Source organism: Pseudomonas sp. BGA-UO-ETr-WB11, assembly GCF_059567785.1.
In genome coordinates this window covers 92856-111078 of sequence record NZ_JCAQOS010000003.1, presented here as the reverse complement: position 1 = coordinate 111078, position 18223 = coordinate 92856, and the positions used below count along the sequence as shown (strand labels likewise).

At 63.5% G+C, this 18223-nt stretch carries 16 protein-coding genes; 11 read left to right on the top strand and 5 right to left on the bottom strand.

The genetic code is table 11. From position 1 onward, the window contains the following. Nucleotides 1–107: 107 nt before the first annotated feature. From rimA to rimK, 3 genes are read left to right on the top strand one after another with little or no spacing between them, the layout of a single operon-like run. Complete coding sequence (rimA, locus tag AC56DI_RS01965) at nt 108–881, top strand: S6 modification regulatory phosphodiesterase RimA (RefSeq protein ID WP_496344709.1); 774 nt, start codon at nt 108–110, stop codon at nt 879–881. Nucleotides 882–914: 33 nt separating this feature from the next. Then, nucleotides 915–1397, top strand: coding sequence for a retropepsin-like aspartic endopeptidase RimB (gene rimB, locus AC56DI_RS01960; RefSeq protein ID WP_324519234.1), 483 nt, complete (start codon nt 915–917; stop codon nt 1395–1397). Then, complete coding sequence (gene rimK / locus AC56DI_RS01955) at nt 1394–2299, top strand: 30S ribosomal protein S6--L-glutamate ligase (RefSeq protein WP_496344708.1); 906 nt, start codon at nt 1394–1396, stop codon at nt 2297–2299. Before rimB ends, rimK begins: the two co-directional genes overlap by 4 nt. 81 nt (nt 2300–2380) lie before the next feature. Here rimK and AC56DI_RS01950 read toward each other — a convergent pair whose 3' ends face one another. Together AC56DI_RS01950 and ompR are read right to left on the bottom strand one after the other, a co-directional pair. Then, a complete protein-coding gene (locus AC56DI_RS01950) occupies nt 2381–3694 on the bottom strand; it encodes an ATP-binding protein (RefSeq protein WP_496344707.1) in 1314 nt (437 codons plus the stop codon). A gap of 54 nt (nt 3695–3748) precedes the next feature. Next, entirely contained in the window at nt 3749–4489 is a 741-nt protein-coding gene (gene ompR / locus AC56DI_RS01945) for an osmolarity response regulator transcription factor OmpR (protein ID WP_496344706.1), read from the bottom strand. Nucleotides 4490–4673: 184 nt separating this feature from the next. Here ompR and AC56DI_RS01940 point away from each other — a divergent pair, with 184 nt between their 5' ends. The 3 genes from AC56DI_RS01940 to gshA all read left to right on the top strand — a co-directional run bounded on the left by AC56DI_RS01940 (nt 4674) and on the right by gshA (nt 9158). Further along, nucleotides 4674–6998, top strand: coding sequence for a Tex family protein (locus AC56DI_RS01940; RefSeq protein WP_496344705.1), 2325 nt, complete (start codon nt 4674–4676; stop codon nt 6996–6998). Between the two features lie 2 nt (nt 6999–7000). Continuing rightward, the gene (locus AC56DI_RS01935; RefSeq protein WP_496344704.1) at nt 7001–7387 is read left to right on the top strand and encodes a PaaI family thioesterase; all 387 of its coding nucleotides are present in this window, start codon (nt 7001–7003) and stop codon (nt 7385–7387) included. 193 nt (nt 7388–7580) lie between these two features. Then, nucleotides 7581–9158 carry a glutamate--cysteine ligase gene (gshA, locus tag AC56DI_RS01930; RefSeq protein WP_496344703.1) on the top strand — a complete coding sequence of 526 codons (1578 nt, stop codon included), beginning with the start codon at nt 7581–7583 and terminating at the stop codon, nt 9156–9158. A 4-nt stretch (nt 9159–9162) separates the two neighbouring features. On the opposite strand, the gene AC56DI_RS01925 is transcribed toward gshA, so the two are convergent. Continuing rightward, nucleotides 9163–9291, bottom strand: a complete 129-nt coding sequence (locus AC56DI_RS01925; RefSeq protein ID WP_496344702.1) for a hypothetical protein — start codon at nt 9289–9291, stop codon at nt 9163–9165. Nucleotides 9292–9321: 30 nt separating this feature from the next. Between AC56DI_RS01925 and rmf the strand changes: the two genes are divergently transcribed. Continuing rightward, nucleotides 9322–9525, top strand: coding sequence for a ribosome modulation factor (gene rmf, locus AC56DI_RS01920; RefSeq protein ID WP_422587945.1), 204 nt, complete (start codon nt 9322–9324; stop codon nt 9523–9525). Between the two features lie 30 nt (nt 9526–9555). Here the strand turns inward: rmf and argA are convergent, their stop codons facing one another. Both argA and argE read right to left on the bottom strand, forming a co-directional pair. Then, on the bottom strand, nt 9556–10854 hold the full coding sequence (gene argA, locus AC56DI_RS01915) for an amino-acid N-acetyltransferase (protein ID WP_496344701.1): 1299 nt from the start codon (nt 10852–10854) through the stop codon (nt 9556–9558). Between the two features lie 151 nt (nt 10855–11005). Continuing rightward, on the bottom strand, nt 11006–12157 hold the full coding sequence (argE, locus tag AC56DI_RS01910) for an acetylornithine deacetylase (RefSeq protein ID WP_496344700.1): 1152 nt from the start codon (nt 12155–12157) through the stop codon (nt 11006–11008). Between the two features lie 183 nt (nt 12158–12340). Here argE and AC56DI_RS01905 point away from each other — a divergent pair, with 183 nt between their 5' ends. From AC56DI_RS01905 to AC56DI_RS01890, 4 genes are all read left to right on the top strand, one after another. After that, nucleotides 12341–13813, top strand: a complete 1473-nt coding sequence (locus AC56DI_RS01905) for an inorganic phosphate transporter (protein WP_496344699.1) — start codon at nt 12341–12343, stop codon at nt 13811–13813. Between the two features lie 84 nt (nt 13814–13897). Then, the gene (locus AC56DI_RS01900) at nt 13898–15262 is read left to right on the top strand and encodes a CYTH domain-containing protein (protein ID WP_496344698.1); all 1365 of its coding nucleotides are present in this window, start codon (nt 13898–13900) and stop codon (nt 15260–15262) included. 107 nt (nt 15263–15369) lie between these two features. Next, nucleotides 15370–17154 carry a type IV pilus assembly ATPase TfpB gene (gene tfpB, locus AC56DI_RS01895; protein ID WP_496344697.1) on the top strand — a complete coding sequence of 595 codons (1785 nt, stop codon included), beginning with the start codon at nt 15370–15372 and terminating at the stop codon, nt 17152–17154. 147 nt (nt 17155–17301) lie between these two features. Beyond that, nucleotides 17302–18222: an SPFH domain-containing protein gene (locus AC56DI_RS01890; RefSeq protein ID WP_496344696.1), complete on the top strand. Its 921-nt coding sequence runs from the start codon at nt 17302–17304 to the stop codon at nt 18220–18222. The last annotated feature ends 1 nt before the right edge of the window (nt 18223 follow it).

Genomic DNA, 18223 nt, shown 5'->3' with positions numbered 1-18223 from the left:
AGTGAAACGGCAAGGCGAGATACTCTCGCCATTAGTCAAAGCCGCTGGCTAGGCTCACACTAGCGAACAACCCTTAAGCTTGAGAAGCGTATTGCGCCGGAGTCGATGTGACTAAATTCCCTCAATCCCTAACCTCAACCGGTCCCTGCACGGGCTGCCAGACGGGCCAGGATCTGGATTTTGATTTCGCCTTTGCCTTCCAGCCGATTGTCGACCTGCGTGACCAGTCCATCTTCGCCAACGAGGCCCTGGTTCGCGGCAGCAACGGCGAAGGCGCGCTGTCGGTGCTCAGCCGGGTCAACGATGATAACCGCTACCGTTTCGACCAGCGCTGCCGGACCACCGCGATTGCTCAGGCCAAGGAGCTGGGCATGGACTCTTATTTATCGATCAATTTCCTGCCCAATGCCGTGTATCGCCCGGAGTTGTGCATCCGCAGCACGCTGGAAGCCGCGCGCACCCACAACTTCCCCCTCGACCGGCTGATTTTCGAAACCATCGAAACGGAGCAAGTGGACAACAACAGCCACCTCACCAACATCCTCCGTGAATACCGCGAGTTCGGTTTCAAGACCGCCATCGATGACTTTGGCGCCGGCTATTCCGGTCTCAATTTGCTGGCCGATTTCCAGCCCGACCTGATCAAGCTGGACATGGCGCTGATCCGTAATATCGATCGTGACAAGGCGCGCCAGGCGATCGTCCGCGGGATTGTCACAATGTGTGCGGATCTGGCTGTTACCGTGATCGCCGAGGGCATTGAAACCGCTGGCGAACGCGACTTCCTCGCGGACGCCGGCATCTACCTGATGCAGGGTTACTGGTTTGCCAAACCGGCGTTCAAAGCCCTGGCCGAGATTCCTGCCACGGCCTGGCGCTAAGCCAAGCGCCGTGGCCGCCATGCGGAAAGCGTTTTGAAAACATTCGATCAACTCAGTGTGATTGGCCTGCGCGAGTGGGTAGCCCTGCCCGACCTCGGGGTGGCCGGCCTGCGCGCCAAGATCGACACCGGCGCCAGCACCTCAAGCCTGCATGCCACCGATATTCAGCCCTTCGAACGCGACGGCCATAGCTGGGTGCGTTTCACCGCCCACCTCGGCACCGTCATGCAACTGCGCCATCGCCACTGCGAGGCACCGCTGCTGACGCTAAAAACCATAAAAAGCTCCAACGGCCATACCCAGAGCCGCTATGTGATTCGCACCACCCTGAGCCTGGGTGACCGCAGCTGGCCGGTGGACTTCACACTGACCTGTCGCAAAGCCATGCGCTACCGCTTGCTGATCGGCGCCAATGCCTTGGTGGACGGGCAACTGGTGGTCAATCCGGCACTTTCATATATTCAGGACAAGCCGGCGATCCCGGCTGCCAACTCTACCGTTACGGGTGTTCAATGAAGATCGCTGTGCTGTCGCGCAACCCGCGCCTGTATTCCACCCGCCGCCTGGTCGAAGCCGGCACCGAGCGCGGACATGAGATGGTGGTGATCGACACCCTGCGCGCCTATATGAACATCGCCAGCCACAAGCCGCAGATCCACTACCGCGGCCAGGCGCTGGAAGGCTTCGATGCGGTGATCCCGCGGATCGGCGCTTCGGTGACCTTCTACGGCTGCGCCGTGCTGCGCCAATTCGAGATGATGGGCGTGTTCCCGCTCAACGAATCGGTGGCCATCAGCCGTTCGCGCGACAAGCTGCGCTCATTGCAATTGCTGTCACGGCGCGGCGTCGGCCTGCCGGTGACCGGCTTTGCCCACTCACCGGACGACATCCCCGACCTGATCCGCATGGTCAGCGGCGCGCCGCTGGTGATCAAGGTGCTGGAAGGCACCCAGGGCATCGGCGTGGTGCTGTGCGAAACCGAAACGGCAGCCGAGTCGGTGATCGAGGCCTTTATGGGCCTCAAGCAGAACATCATGGTGCAGGAGTACATCAAGGAAGCCGGCGGTGCCGACATCCGCTGCTTCGTGGTCGGCGACAAAGTGATCGCAGCCATGAAACGCCAGGCCAAGCCCGGTGAATTTCGCTCCAACCTGCACCGTGGTGGTACCGCCAGCCTGATCAAAATCACCCCGGAAGAACGCATGACCGCGATCCGTGCCGCCAAGGTCATGGGCCTGTCGGTGGCCGGCGTCGACATCCTGCGTTCCAATCACGGCCCCTTGGTGATGGAAGTGAACTCCTCACCGGGCCTGGAGGGCATCGAAGTCACCACCAACAAGGACGTGGCCTCGATGATCATCCAGTACATCGAGAAAAACGGCGGCCCGCACCTGACCCGCACCAAGGGCAAGGGCTAAGCGGTGAGCGCTGGGTCAGCCACGTAGGATGGGTTGAGCGCAGCGCTACCCATCAAGGCTTGGGGCGCTACGTCTGGCTCGTCACACCGCGTCGCGCGGCAACATCAGGCCGATCGGCAAACACACCCGGGCTTCCATGCCACCGCCGGAGCGGTTGCGCAGTTCAACACTGCCGCCGTGCAGGGCGGCGATGCGTTTGACGATGGCCAGGCCGAGGCCCGTGCCTTTGCCACCGCGGGCACGGTCGCCACGGATAAACGGATTGAAGATCGCATCCAGCTCCGTCGGATCAACGCCAGCACCACGGTCCAGCACGCTCAGGACCACATAAGGAGCGCCGCAGCTGCCCGTCACGTAAGCCGCCACTTCGACCCCATGGCCGCCGTAGCGCAGGGCGTTTTCGATCAGATTGACCAGCAGGCGTTTGATCGACACGCGGCGTAACGGCAGCGGCGGCATGGCCTCCAGACACAGGCGCACGCGCTCCTGCTGCTGGTTGTAGGGCGCCACCACGTCGTGAATCAGGGCGCCGAGGTCGATCTCTTCCGGCGCCTCGTCGCGGCCGTCGCGGATAAAAGCGAGGAACTGGTCGAGGATGGCGTCCATGTCTTCGATGTCGCGGACCATGTCTTCGGTCAGTTCGGCATCGCTGTGCAGCAATTCCAACGCCAAACGCAGGCGCGTCAGCGGTGTGCGCAGGTCATGGGATACGCCTGCCAGCATCAACTCACGCTCGCGTGCACCCTGCTCAACATCTTCGGCCATCTGGTTAAAGGCGCGGTACACCTCGGCCATCTCGCTCGGTGTATCGCTGGCCGGCAGGCGCACACTGCGCCCCTGGCCGAGCTGGCGAGCGGCGAATACCAGGCGTTTAAGCGGCGCACTGAGCTGGCGTACGAAGATCCAGGCAGCGCCGGTGGACAGCACGCCGATGGCCAGGAACCAGCCCAGCACGCTCCAGATCCGCTGGCCACGCAGCGGGTGCGGATACAGCGGCACGATCAACCACTCTGGGCCCAGACTCGGCGCCCGCACCCATAGGGCCGGTGGGCTCTGCACGCGCACACGCACCTCGGTGTCAGCACCCAACTCGTCCTGCATCTGCCGCTCGAACACCTCGCTGTAGGGCCAATGGTGCTCGCCGGCCGGCACGCTCTCAACTGGCGCGATGCGCAGCCCCGAAGCCTTGGCGATGGCCACCCGCGATTTATCATCCGCCGCCCAGTAGGCGCGCAAGGTCAAGGCGGTGCCGTGGCTGTACTGGCGGTCCACCAGCATGTCCTCGTTCATCATCAGATAAACCAGGGTCAGCGCCTTGGAGAACAGCACCACGCCCAACACCAGCAACAAGGTGCGGGCGAAGAAGCTTTGCGGGAACCACAGCGGGGTTTTCATTAATGCCTAACCACAAAGAGCGGAGGAAACAGGACTGTTGCGTCGCGTCAGTGCCTACTTATTGCCATCCGGCACAAACACATAGCCCACGCCCCAGACCGTCTGGATATAGCGCGGCTTGGACGGGTCCGGCTCGATAAGCCGGCGCAGACGGGAGATCTGCACGTCGATAGAGCGCTCCAGCGCATCCCACTCGCGACCGCGGGCCAGGTTCATCAGCTTGTCGCGGGTCAACGGTTCGCGGGCGTGCTGCACCAGCGCCTTGAGCACGGCGAACTCACCAGTGGTGAGCATGTGTACTTCGTCGCCCTTCTTCAGCTCGCGGGTGGCGAGAAACAGCACGTAGTCACCGAAGCTGACGGTTTCGTCGGCGCTGGTCGGCGCACCCGGCACCACCGGTGCCTGGCGACGCAACACGGCCTTGATCCGCGCCAGCAATTCACGCGGGTTGAACGGCTTGCCGAGGTAGTCGTCAGCGCCCTGCTCAAGGCCCTGGATACGACTGCCCTCGTCGCCCTTGGCGGTGAGCATGATGATCGGCATCTGGTTGTTGCCATCGCGCAGACGCTTGCACGCGGCCATGCCATCTTCGCCCGGCAGCATCAGGTCGAGCACCAACAGGTGAAACAGCTCGCGGCTGAGCATGCGGTCCATCTGCTCGGTGTTTTCCACCGCGCGCACGCGGTAACCCTGCTCGCTGAGGAAGCGTTCAAGCAAACGACGCAGGCCGGGATCGTCATCGACGATGAGGATTTTTTCGCCTTCGACCACGGCAACTTTCGATTCAGGGGGCATAACGGCTCCTTTCATGATTAGGCGATTATGGCGCAGCCACCGTCCGCCTGTACGGCGGCCATTGTTAGCAGATTTGTCCTGCCCGGTGCAGGGCGCCCCGCAGCATGCCGCGCTGGGTATAATGCCGGCCATTTTGCGACGGGCCTGCCGGCCTGCCTGTGTTCACTTTGCGTCAGGTGTCTCTATGCTCAGCATCAACAACCGCATCGCCGAAGAACTGGGCGTGCGCCCGCAACAGGTGGCTGCCGCCGTAGCGCTGCTGGATGAAGGCTCAACCGTGCCCTTTATCGCCCGCTACCGCAAAGAGGTCACCGGCAGCCTCGACGACACCCAACTGCGTAACCTGGAAGAGCGCCTGCGCTACCTGCGCGAGCTGGACGACCGCCGCGCCAGCATCCTCGCCAGCATCGACGAGCAGGGCAAGCTGACCCCCGAGCTGACCCGCGAGATTAACCTGGCCGACACCAAGACCCGCCTCGAAGACTTGTACCTGCCCTACAAGCAAAAGCGCCGCACCAAGGGCCAGATCGCCCTGGAAGCCGGCCTCGGCGAGCTGGCCGACGCCTTGTTCAACGACCCATCGCTGGCCCCGGAAAGCGAAGCGGCGCGCTTTATCGACGCCGAAAAAGGCTTCGCCGACATCAAGGCCGTGCTCGAAGGCGCCAAGTACATCCTCATGGAACGCTTCGCCGAAGACGCCACCCTGCTCGCCAGCCTGCGCAACTTCCTCAAGCAGGAAGCCACCCTGAGCGCGCGCCTGGTGGCCGGCAAGGAAGAAGAAGGGGCAAAGTTTCGCGACTACTTCGAACATGACGAACGCTTCAAGGGCGTGCCGTCGCACCGCGCCCTGGCGATCTTCCGTGGCCGCAACGAAGGCTTCCTCAGCGCCAGCCTGAAAGTCGGCGATGAGCTGCCAGGCAGCATGCACCCCTGCGAGGGCATGATCGGCGAGCGTTTCGGCATCAGCAACCAGGGCCGCCCGGCAGACAAATGGCTGGGCGAAGTGGTGCGTTGGACCTGGAAGGTCAAGCTCTACACCCACCTGGAAACCGACCTGTTCGGTGAGCTGCGCGAAGGCGCCGAAGACGAGGCGATCATGGTCTTTGCCCGCAACCTGCACGACTTGCTGCTGGCTGCGCCGGCCGGTCCGCGGGCGACCCTGGCCCTCGATCCGGGCCTGCGCACCGGCTGCAAGGTGGCGGTAGTGGATGCCACCGGCAAAGTGCTGGACACCGCCACCGTCTACCCGCACGCGCCGCGCAACGACTGGGACGGCACCCTGATGACCCTGGCCAAGTTGTGCGCCAAGCATAAGGTCGACCTGATCTCGATCGGCAACGGCACCGCCAGCCGCGAGACCGACAAACTGGCCGCCGACCTGATCAAGCAACTGCCGAGCCTGAAGCTGACCAAGGTCATGGTGTCTGAGGCCGGCGCCTCGGTGTACTCGGCCTCCGAGCTGGCCGCCAAGGAATTCCCCGACCTCGACGTGTCGCTGCGTGGCGCGGTGTCCATTGCCCGCCGCCTGCAAGACCCGCTGGCCGAACTGGTGAAGATCGACCCGAAATCCATCGGCGTCGGCCAGTACCAACATGACGTCTCGCAACTGAAACTGGCCCGTGGCCTGGACGCGGTGGTGGAAGACTGCGTGAACGCCGTCGGCGTCGATGTAAACACCGCCTCGGTGGCCCTGCTGGCGCGCATCTCCGGCCTGAATACGACGCTGGCGCAGAACATCGTCGCCCACCGCGACGCCCACGGCGCATTCAAGACCCGCGCAGCACTGAAGAAAGTCCCGCGCCTGGGCGACAAGACCTTCGAACAAGCCGCCGGCTTCCTGCGCGTAATGAACGGCGACAACCCGTTGGACGCCTCCGCCGTGCACCCGGAAACCTACCCGCTGGTGGAGCGTATCGCCGCCAACACCGGCCGTGACATTCGCTCGCTGATCGGCGACGCCGGCACCCTCAAGCGCCTCGACCCCAAGCAGTTCACCGACGAGCAGTTCGGCCTGACCACGGTCAGTGACATCCTCGTCGAGCTGGAAAAACCCGGCCGCGACCCGCGCCCGGAGTTCAAGACCGCCGAGTTCCAGGAAGGTGTAGAAAGCCTCAAGGACCTCAAACTGGGCATGCAGCTGGAAGGCGTGGTCACCAACGTGACCAACTTCGGCGCCTTCGTCGATATCGGCGTGCACCAGGACGGCCTGGTACATATTTCGGCGCTGTCAGAGAAGTTCGTTAAAGACCCTTACGAAGTGGTCAAAGCCGGTGACATCGTGCGAGTCAAAGTCATGGAAGTGGACATCCCACGCAACCGCGTAGCCCTGAGCATGCGCATGGGCGATACGCCCGGCGAGAAAGTCGAAGGTCCACGTGGCGGCGCACGTGGCAGTAAGCCGGGCGGCAACACCCCGCGCACCGAACGCCACTCCAGCCAGGACAAGCCTGCCCCGGCCAACGCCGGCATGGCCGCGTTGTTCGCCAACGCCAAGAACATGAGGAAGTAGCCATGAGCGAGCAAGCTTCTGTCGGCAAGAACAGCGCCTTCAGCGATTTGTTGGGCATGTGCATCGACAAAGCCGAGAACGGCGAAGCCCAGGTACGCATGAGCATGCAACCACAACTGCTCAACCTGCACGGGCGGATGCACGGCGGCGCGTTGTTTTCGCTGATCGACACCGCCCTCGGCCAGGCCAGCCACAGCCTGTTCGGCGGCGAAGCCGGCAGCATGACCCTGGAATGCAAGATCAACTACATCCGCGCCGTCAGCGACGGCGAGGTGATCTGCCATGCCAAGGTGCTGAATGCCGGGCGCAAGGTGCACGTGCTGGAGGCCCGCGCCCTGCAGGGCGACAAGCTGGTGGCCACGGCCCAGGCGACCTTTATCTGCAAATAAACCGGCAAACGTAGGATGGGTTGAGCGTAGCGATACCCATCATCACCCCGATGGGTATCACCGCTGCGCGCCTCAACCCATCCCACGACTAAAGCATCCCGTGATTAATTCACTCCGGCCGCCACGCTGCCCCCTTGTAGTGCGCCGCAAGCATCCCCATATTGGCGGGTCAGCCGCGTAAAGGAATTCGACTTTGAGCCCTCTTTTGTCCCGTCGCCTGGCCCTGCTCGGCGAGCGCGCCAACCAGCCTCTGCTCAGCCAGTGCCTGCACGGCATCGAACGCGAATGCCTGCGCGTTGACGGCCACGGCCAGCTGGCCCTGACCCCGCACCCGCAAGCGCTGGGCTCGGCCCTGACCCACCCGCAGATCACCACCGACTATTCCGAGTCGCTGCTGGAATTCATCACCGCGGCGCGCCCCGACCCGGCGCAGACCCTGGATGAACTGCAGCGCATCCATCGCTTCGCCTACAGCCAGCTCGGTGACGAGTACCTGTGGAGCCCATCGATGCCCTGCCCGTTGCCAGAGGAAGAGGTGATTCCGATCGCCCGCTACGGCAACTCCAATATCGGCCGCCTGAAGTACGTGTACCGCCAGGGCCTGGCCCTGCGCTACGGCAAGACCATGCAGTGCATTGCCGGCATTCACTACAATTTCTCCCTGCCGGAAGCGCTGTGGCCCCTGCTGCATGCCGACGAAGGCGAAACCCTCGGCGACCGCGATTACCAGTCGGCGCGCTATATCGCCCTGATCCGCAACTTCCGTCGTTACAGCTGGCTGCTGATGTACCTGTTCGGCGCCTCGCCGGCCCTGGATGCCGGCTTTATGCGCGGCCGCCCGCACCAGTTGCAGCAACTGGATGCCGACACCCTGTACCTGCCCTATGCCACCAGCCTGCGGATGAGCGACCTGGGCTACCAGAGCAGCGCCCAGAGCGGCCTGACGCCCTGCTACGACAACCTCAAGAGCTACACCGACAGCCTGCGCCAGGCCGTGGCCACGCCCTACCCCGCCTACGCCGCGATCGGCACGCAGAAAGACGGTGAGTGGCTGCAGCTGAACAGCAACATCCTGCAGATCGAGAACGAGTACTACTCGACCATCCGCCCAAAGCGCGTCACCGACAGCGGCGAGCGGCCGATCCAGGCGCTGATGGCCCGCGGCGTGCAGTACATCGAAGTACGCTGTCTGGACATCAACCCGTTCCTGCCGCTGGGTATCGACCTGGCCGAAGCACGCTTCCTCGACGCCTTCCTGCTGTTCTGCGCCCTTGAAGACAGCCCGAGCCTGGCCAGCGCCGAATGCCGTGCGGCCAGCGCCAACTTCCTCACCGTGGTCAAGGAAGGTCGGCGCCCCGGCCTGCAACTGCTGCACGAAGGGCAAAACGTTGAACTGAGCACCCTGGCCGCGCAGCTGCTGGACAGCATCGCGCCGCTGGCTGACCTGCTGGACCAGAGCCACGGCGGCGACGCCCACGCCGCCAGCCTGGCGCTGCAGAGGGCCAAGGTCGCCGACCCAAGCCTGACGCCATCGGCGCAGGTTCTGGCGCAGCTCCAGGAGAACGGCGAGAGCTTCGCCCAATTCGCCCTGCGCCACAGCCGCGCCCATGCCGAAACCCTGCGCAGCCAGCCGCTGAGCGCCGCCGAACAGGCTGCCTTTGCCGCCTCGGTAGCCGAATCACTGCAGCAACAGCAAGCCATGGAGGCCGAACCCCAGGGTGATTTCGATGCCTTTGTGGCCGCTTACCAGGCCAGCATCCTGCAGGTTTGACGGCTCACTGACCGGACGTCGACCGACGGCCGGTGCGCAAGCTGGTGCGAGCGTCGATGCCATCACAAAAGCCGACACTGGCGCAGGCAAAGCGCACGTCGGCCTCGGCTTGCTGTCGGGAGAGCGCTAGCATTAGCGCAGTCCTCTCATTGCGAGCTCAGCCATGGCGCCTGTCGCGCTTCCCGACCACGACCAGCACTGGAGTCTGGAAAGCCTCAACAAGGCTTACCAGCAAGGTTACATGGCGGGCCTCACCGGCCACGGCCTGAACCGTCAGCCATATCCGGCAGACGTGCTCGCGGCAGCATGGGAAGCGGGCTGGGACGATGGCGCTGAGCAGTTGCAACGCCAGCAGCGCAGCGCCTGAGTCACCCCGGCGCCGCGCGCAGCAAGTGCCTTACAAGGCCTTTTCGAAGATCTGCGAATTACGCTGATAGTTATACAGCGAGGCACGCGCGGCGGGCAGACGCTCGACGCTGCTGGGCTGAAAGCCGCGCTCGCGAAACCAGTGGGCGGTGCGGGTGGTGAGTACAAACAAGGTGTTCAGGCCCAGATCCCGAGCACGTTCCTCGATGCGTTCCAGCAACTCGTCACCGCGGCCACCGTGGCGATACTCCGGATTAACCGCCAGACACGCCAACTCACCTGCCTGCGAATCGGCAATCGGATACAGCGCCGCGCAGGCGATGATCAGGCCATCACGCTCGACGATGCTGAACTGGCCAATCTCGCGCTCCAGCACCTCACGGGAACGGCGCACCAGAATGCCCTGCTCTTCCAGCGGACTGATCAGGTCGATCAACCCCCCCACATCTTCGATGGTCGCCTCACGCAGCGACTCGAACTGCTCCTGACTGACCAGGGTGCCACCACCGTCGCGGGTGAACAGCTCGGTGAGCAAGGCGCCATCGGCGCTGTAGCTGACGATATGACTGCGCGCCACGCCGGCCCGGCAAGCCTGGGCGGCAGCATCCAGCAGCTCGGCCTGGTAATCGCTACCCAGCCGCGCCAGATGGGCTGGCACCTGCTGCGGACGCAGTTCGCGGATCAGCGCACCGGTGTCATCCAGCAAGCCACGCTCGCTGCTGAACAACAGCAGTTTGTCCGCCTGCAGGTCGATGGCCGCGCGCATGGCCACGTCTTCGCAGGCGAGGTTGAAAATCTCCCCGGTGGGCGAATAGCCCAACGGCGACAACAGCACGATGCTGCGCTCGTCCAGCAAGCGACCAATGCCCTTGCGGTCGACCCGGCGCACTTCGCCGGTGTGGTGATAGTCGACCCCCTCGAGCACGCCGATTGGCCGCGCGGTGACGAAGTTGCCGCCGGACACCCGCAAGCGCGCACCCTGCATCGGCGAAGCGGCCATGTCCATGGACAGGCGCGCCTCGATGGCGATGCGCATCTGGCCGACGGCGTCGATCACGCATTCCAAAGTCGAGCTGTCGGTAATCCGCAAATTGTGGTGAAAGTGCGGCGTCAGGCCACGGGCCGCCAGCCGGGTTTCGATCTGCGGGCGCGAGCCATGCACCAGTACCAGGCGCACGCCAAGACTGTGCAGCAGCACCAGGTCGTGGACGATATTGCCAAAATTGGCATCGGCCACACCCTCACCGGGCAACATCACCACAAAGGTGCAGTCGCGGTGGGCGTTGATATAGGGGGACGCGTGACGGAGCCAGTTAACGTAGTCGTGCATGAGCAAATGAGCCTGTGTTGCACTGCGAGAAAGCGCGAATTTGCCGCGCCAGTTCCAAGTTCGGGCCGAAGCAAGAGGTCACGGCGTTATCGTCGAAGTTGGGGCAGCAGCACGCTCAAGCTCCTTGATACAGATAAATGACAGCGCCGGCTCACAGGCTCGGCCGCAGGCAGTAGTGGTCGATCAGCTGGCGCAGAATCTGCACCGTCGGTTCGATCCGCGCAAGCTCCAGGTACTCGTTGGGCTGGTGCGCGCAAGCGATGTCGCCAGGCCCAAGAATCAGGGTTTCGCAACCGAGCTGCTGAAGATACGGCGCTTCGGTGCCAAAGGCTACCGCATCGGCGGCCTGGCCAGTAAGACGCTCGGCCAGGCGCACCAATTCGCTGTCGGCGGCCTGCTCGAAAGGCGGCACACCGGGGAAGATCGGCCCGTACTCGATGCGCACCTGACGCTGCTCGGCCAGCGGTTGCAGCTTCTGCCGAATCGCCGCACGCAGCACCTCAGGGTCCATGCCCGGCAGCGGCCGCAGGTCGAACTCCAGGGAACACTGGCCACAGATGCGGTTGGGGTTATCGCCACCATGAATGCAACCGAGGTTGAGGGTCGGCTGGGGCACGTTGAACAGGGGATTGAGGTATTCCTGCTGCCATTGCTGGCGCAGCACCAGCAGCTCGCCGATAGCCGCATGCATGGCATCCATAGCATTGCGACCCAGACTCGGGTCGGAGGAGTGGCCGCTCTGACCGAGGATATCGATACGCTCCATCATCACGCCTTTATGCAGGCGGATGGGCTTCAATCCCGTCGGTTCACCAATCACCGCCGCCCGCCCCAGGGGCCGACCGGCTTCGGCCAGGGCGCGAGCGCCGGACATCGAGCTTTCCTCGTCGCAGGTGGCGAGAATCAACAAGGGCTGCTTGAACGGCTGATCGAGCAAAGTGCGCACCGCTTCGATCACCAGCGGGAAGAAGCCCTTCATGTCGCACACGCCCAGGCCCACCCAGCGGTCACCTGACTCAGTGAGGGCCAGCGGGTCGCTCTGCCACAACGCTGCGTCGAACGGCACGGTGTCACTGTGACCAGCCAGCACCAAGCCGCCGGGGCCACTGCCATAGGTGGCGAGGAGATTGGCCTTGCCCGGGGCGATGGTTTGCACCTCGCAGGCGAAGCCGAGGTCACCCAGCCAGCTGGCCAGCAACTCGATAACCGCCAGGTTGGACTGATCCCAGGCGGGCTGGGTGCAGCTCACCGAAGGCGCGGCAATCAAGGCGGCAAACTGCTCTTTGAGAGAAGGCAGGGGCATGGGCGGTCTCCTGTAACCAAGGGCCATCATGCCGCCTTGGCCAGGCAAAAGAAACGCCCAACGCACAGCCGCAAACGCCCGCCTCCCATGGCCTGACGATACGTTCGGCGGATCGCGTCAGCAAAGCCAGTGACGTTCTGGCATAATTCGCGCCCCCTAACTTCCATCGGTCACAAAACCGTCATGTTCGATATCTTCAGTGGGCTTGATGCCTGGGTCGCTGTGAGCTTGTTACTGGCTCTGGCCTTTGTCCTGACCTTCGAATTCATTAATGGTTTCCATGACACTGCTAACGCGGTGGCCACGGTGATCTACACCAAGGCAATGCCACCCCACCTGGCGGTGATTTTGTCCGGTTGCTTCAACTTCCTCGGCGTTTTGCTCGGTGGCGTCGGCGTCGCCTATGCCATCGTCCACCTGCTGCCGGTCGAACTGCTGATCAGCACCAACACCGCCTATGGCTTGGTGATGGTGTTCTCCATGCTCAGCGCCGCCATCGCCTGGAACCTCGGCACTTGGTACTTCGGCATTCCGGCCTCCAGTTCGCACACCCTGATCGGCTCGATCCTCGGGGTTGGCCTGGCCAACGCCCTGATCGCCGACATCCCCCTGAGCACCGGGGTGAACTGGCAAAAAGCGATCGATATCGCCCTGTCGCTGCTGCTCTCGCCGGCCGCCGGCTTTATCGTCGCCGCCCTGATCCTGCTCGGCCTCAAGTGGCTGCGCCGTGAATCGAAGATGCACACCAACCCCGAGCAACGCCTGAGCATCGACGGCAAGAAGCACCCACCGTTCTGGAACCGCCTGGTGCTGGTCCTGTCGGCCATGGGCGTGAGCTTCGTGCACGGCTCCAACGACGGCCAGAAGGGTATCGGCCTGATCATGTTGGTGCTGATCGGCATCGTGCCGGCCAAGTTCGTCCTCGACCTCAACAGCACCACCTACCAGATCGAGCGTACCCGCGACGCGGCCCAGCACTTGAGCGAGTTCTACACCCGTAACAACGACTCGCTGAATGAGTACCTGGCCCTCGGCAAGAACGGCACCACCGAACTGCCAAAGCAGTTCCGCTGCGACGTCAAACTCACCGAACCGACCATCGCCGCGCTGATCAAGAGCCTCGACGGGGTGACCGACTACAACAGCATGGCGCAACAGGATCGCACCCAGGTGCGCCGTTACCTGCTGTGCCTGGACGACACCGCGAAGAAGGTCAGCAAGCTCAAAGAGCTGCCCAAGCGTGAAGTCGCCGACCTCGACAAGCTGCGTAAAGACCTCACTGCTACCACCGAATATGCCCCGTTCTGGGTCATCCTCGCGGTCGCTCTGGCCCTCGGCCTGGGCACCATGATCGGCTGGAAGCGCGTGGTACTGACCGTCGGCGAGAAGATCGGCAAGCAGGGCATGACCTACGCCCAGGGCATGAGTGCGCAGATCACCGCCGCTATTGCCATCGGCATGGCCAACATCTACAGCCTGCCGGTGTCCACCACCCACGTCTTGTCCTCGGGCGTCGCCGGCACCATGGTGGCGAACAAGAGCGGCTTGCAACTGGGCACCGTGCGCACCATCCTGATGGCCTGGGTGTTGACCCTGCCGGCCACCATTGCACTGTCCGCCGGCCTGTTCTGGCTGGGCGTGAAACTGTTCGTCTAAGCTCGCCTGCAGCGTTACTGCACAAAGCCGCCACATGGGCGGCTTTGTGCGCTTGAGCCACCCCATTTTTCGCGAGACTCGATCATGCAGAAAGAAACCGAAATCAAGCTGCGAGTCAGTCGCGAGACCCTCGCTGCCCTGCGCGAGCACCCGTTGCTGAAGAAGCGCAACAAGAGTGGCTGGACCCGCCACGAACTGCTCAACCAGTACTTCGACACCCCGGCACGTGACCTGGCCCAGGCCAAGGTGGCCCTGCGCATCCGCCGCGACGGCGACGATATCATCCAGACCCTGAAGACCCGCGGGCACAGCGTGGCCGGCCTGTCCGAACGCAATGAATACGACTGGCCGCTGAGCAAAGCCAAGCTGGATGCCAAGAAGCTGACCGCCGACTGCTGGCCGGCAAGCCTGGCCGAACTGGACAAGAAGCAGCTGCAAGCCATCTTCAGCACCGACTTCGTCCGTGAAAAAGCCGAAATCGCCTGGGGCCGCGGCAAAGCCAAGGTGGTCATCGAGGCCGCCCTCGACCTCGGCAAAGTCGTCGCCGGCAAGCTCGAAGAAGAAATCTGCGAGCTGGAGCTGGAGCTGCGCGAAGGCGAACCCTCCGCCCTGCTGGAGCTGGCCGCCGAACTGGCTGCTGACCTGGCGCTGATGCCCTGCGATATCAGCAAGGCCGAGCGCGGTTATCGCCTGTTCGACGCCAACAGCTACAGCCTCAGCCTGCCAGCGCCGACCATCGACGCCGAGCAACCGCTGGACGACGCCTTCGCAGCGCTGGCCTGGCATCTGCTGGGCAGCAGCCAGCGCCTGGCCGAGCAATACCGCTTCAATGGCCACTGGCGCCTGCTGGTCGACTGGGTCGCGCAACTCAGCGAACTGCGCGCCTTGCTCGGCAGCCTCGGCCAGGCTGCCCCGCGCAGCAGCAGCAGCGAGCTGCGCAGCCTGCTCGACGCCCTGCTCAACGAGTGGCGCCCACGGGTGCAGGCCGGCGTGCTCGACGACAGCACCCGTCAGGCCGCCCCGGCGCAGTTCGCCGCAGAGCTGCAGGGCACCCGCTGGGGCCTGTTCTCGCTCAACCTGTCGCGCTGGCTGCTAGCCCGCGCCTGGACCGCCGAGCGCAACAACCGCGGCAACCGCCAGGGCGCCGCAGCACTGGGCAACTGGCTGCCGACCCTACTTAAAGACGAAGGCAACGACCTGCAACTGAAGCGCTACCAGCAACAACCGGAAGACCTGGCCGAGCAGCTGCCGCGCCTCGAACGTCTGCTGACCTGGCTGCACCTGGCCCGCAATGTGTTGGACGTGCCGGAAGTCGACCGCCTGTACGGTGAGCTGTGCAAGCTCAGCGAGCTGGCCCAGCGCCCGATCAGCCCGGAGCTGTTGGATGAGCGCATGAGCCAGGCGCAAACTGTGCAAAGCCTCAAAGCCTGGAAAGTGCTGGTCAAGTAAGCTCACAGGCACTGCCGATGTGCCCGCGCCGCGGCCGGTTAAAACCCACCACGGCGCCGGCAAACGCGCTAAATTGACCGCCTGTCGTCACACCCCAAGGATGCTTTATGCCTGCCCACGCCTCGTCTGCCCCGGATCGCTTGCTGGATCTCAACGACCTGCTGCGTGAGCTGGTCAGCCAGGGCTACCTGACCCAGGCCACGGCCGAACAGTGCCTGACCATCCGCCGCAGCGCGGTCAACAACCAGCAGCACCCCCTGGAATTTATCGCCAGCCAGCAGTTGGACAACCTGCGCCATCCAGGCAAGAAGCTCGAACTGGAACACCTCACCGTCTGGCTCGCCGCCCTGGCCAACCAGCCGTACCTGCGCATCGACCCGCTGAAGATCGACGTGGCCGCCGTCACCCCGCTGATGTCCTACGCCTTCGCCCAACGGCACAAGATCCTCGCCGTGGCGGTGGACAAGGACGCCGTGACCATCGCCAGCGCCCAGCCGTTTATGCACAAGTGGGAAAGCGACTTGATGCACGTGCTCAAGCGCCCGATCAAGCGCGTAGTGGCCAACCCCGGCGACATTCAGCGTTTCACCGTGGAGTTCTTCCGCCTGGCCAAGTCGGTCAGCGGCGCCAACAGCATCGACCAGAAGCTCAGTAATTTCGGCAACTTCGAGCAACTGCTCAAGCTCGGCGCCAGCGACCAGGAGCCGGACGCCAACGACTCGCACATCGTCAACATCGTCGACTGGCTGTTCCAGTACGCCTTCCAGCAACGCGCCAGTGACATCCATATTGAACCGCGGCGCGAACAGGGCAGCGTGCGTTTTCGCATCGACGGCGTATTGCACACCGTCTACCAATTCCCCCCGCAAGTGACCATGGCCATCGTCAGTCGCCTGAAATCCCTGGGGCGGATGAACATCGCAGAAAAGCGCAAACCCCAGGACGGCCGGGTAAAAACCAAGACCCCGGACGGCGGCGAGGTGGAGCTGCGCCTGTCCACTCTGCCCACCGCCTTCGGCGAAAAGATGGTGATGCGGATCTTCGACCCGGAAGTGCTGCTGAAAAGCTTCGACCAGTTGGGTTTCTCCCCGGATGACCTGCGCCGCTGGGAGTTCATGACCGCCCAGCCCAACGGCATCATCCTGGTCACCGGCCCCACCGGCTCGGGTAAAACCACCACGCTGTACACCACCCTAAAAAAGCTGGCGACCAGCGAAGTTAACCTGTGCACCATCGAAGACCCGATTGAGATGGTCGAGCCGGCCTTCAACCAGATGCAGGTGCAGGCCAACATCGACCTGACCTTCGCCAGCGGCGTGCGCGCCCTTATGCGCCAAGACCCGGACATCATCATGGTCGGCGAAATCCGCGACCTGGAAACCGCCGAGATGGCCATCCAGGCGGCGCTTACCGGCCACCTGGTGCTCTCCACCCTGCACACCAACGATGCGCCCAGCGCCATCACCCGCCTGCTAGAACTCGGCGTGCCGCACTACCTGCTCAAGGCCACCCTGCTCGGCGTGATGGCCCAGCGCCTGGTGCGCACCCTGTGCCCGCATTGCAAAGTGCCCCACGAGATTGCCGAGGACGACTGGCAGAGCCTGACCAAGCCCTGGAGCTCACCGGTACCGACCGGCGCGCACAAAGCCGTGGGCTGCCTGGAGTGCCGCGACACAGGCTACCGTGGCCGCGCCGGCGTGTATGAAATCATGCAGCTGAACGACAATATCAAGACCCTGATCACCGAAGGCACCGACCTGGTGGCCCTGCGCCGTCAGGCCTTCAAGGAAGGCATGCGCAGCCTGCGCCTGTCCGGCGCACAGAAGGTCGCCGCCGGCCTGACTACCATTGAAGAAGTGCTGCGCGTCACGCCGCAGAGCGAGCAGAGGTAGCTCGGCGGCAGCAGACGCCGCCAGGCACTCCGACTTAACGGCATAACGACGCGCCGTTCAGCAACAAATGGACTTAGCTCGCCCCCGCAACAGCGCTGGCGGGCAGGTACACTGGATCTCTGACCACCCCCATTACAAGGAATCGTTATGCAAATCGGCAGTGTCATGTTGCTCTTCGTCGGCCTCGCAGTGGCCATTCTGTTCATGGGTTTCAAGGTCGTGCCGCAGGGCTACGAATGGACGGTGGAGCGCTTCGGCCGCTACACCAACACCCTGAAACCGGGCCTGAACATCATCGTGCCGGTGATGGACCGCATCGGTCGCAAGCTCAACGTGATGGAAAGCGTGCTGGATATTCCGCCCCAGGAAGTCATCACCGCCGACAACGCCACGGTGCAGATCGACGCCATTTGCTTCTTCCAGATCATCAATTCAGCCCAGGCCGCTTACGAGGTCAACAACCTCGAACACGCGATCCGCAACCTGGTGATGACCAATATCCGCACCGTGCTCGGCTCCATGGAACTGGATGCGATGCTCGGCCAGCGCGACGCGATCAACGAGAAACTGCTGAAGACCGTGGATGAAGCCACCGCGCCCTGGGGCATCAAGATCACCCGCATCGAGATCAAGGACATCAGCCCGCCCGCCGACCTGATGGCCGCCATGTCCGGACAGATGAAAGCCGAACGGATCAAGCGTGCCCAGATCCTCGAAGCTGAGGGCCTGCGCGCCGCGGCGATTCTGACGGCTGAAGGCAAGAAGCAGGGGCAGATTCTCGAAGCCGAAGGCCAGCGCCAGGCCGCGTTCCTCGAAGCCGAAGCCCGCGAACGTGCGGCCCAGGCTGAAGCGGAAGCCACGCGCATGGTGTCGGAGGCGATTGCCGCCGGTAACGTGCAGGCGGTCAACTACTTCGTCGCGCAGAAATACATCGACGCCCTCGGCAAGCTGGCCAGCGCCAACAACAGCAAGGTGATCCTGATGCCGTTGGAAGCCAGCCAGATGATCGGCTCCATCGGCGGCATCGGTGAAATCGTCAAAGCCACCTTCGGCGACAAGAAGGCCTGAT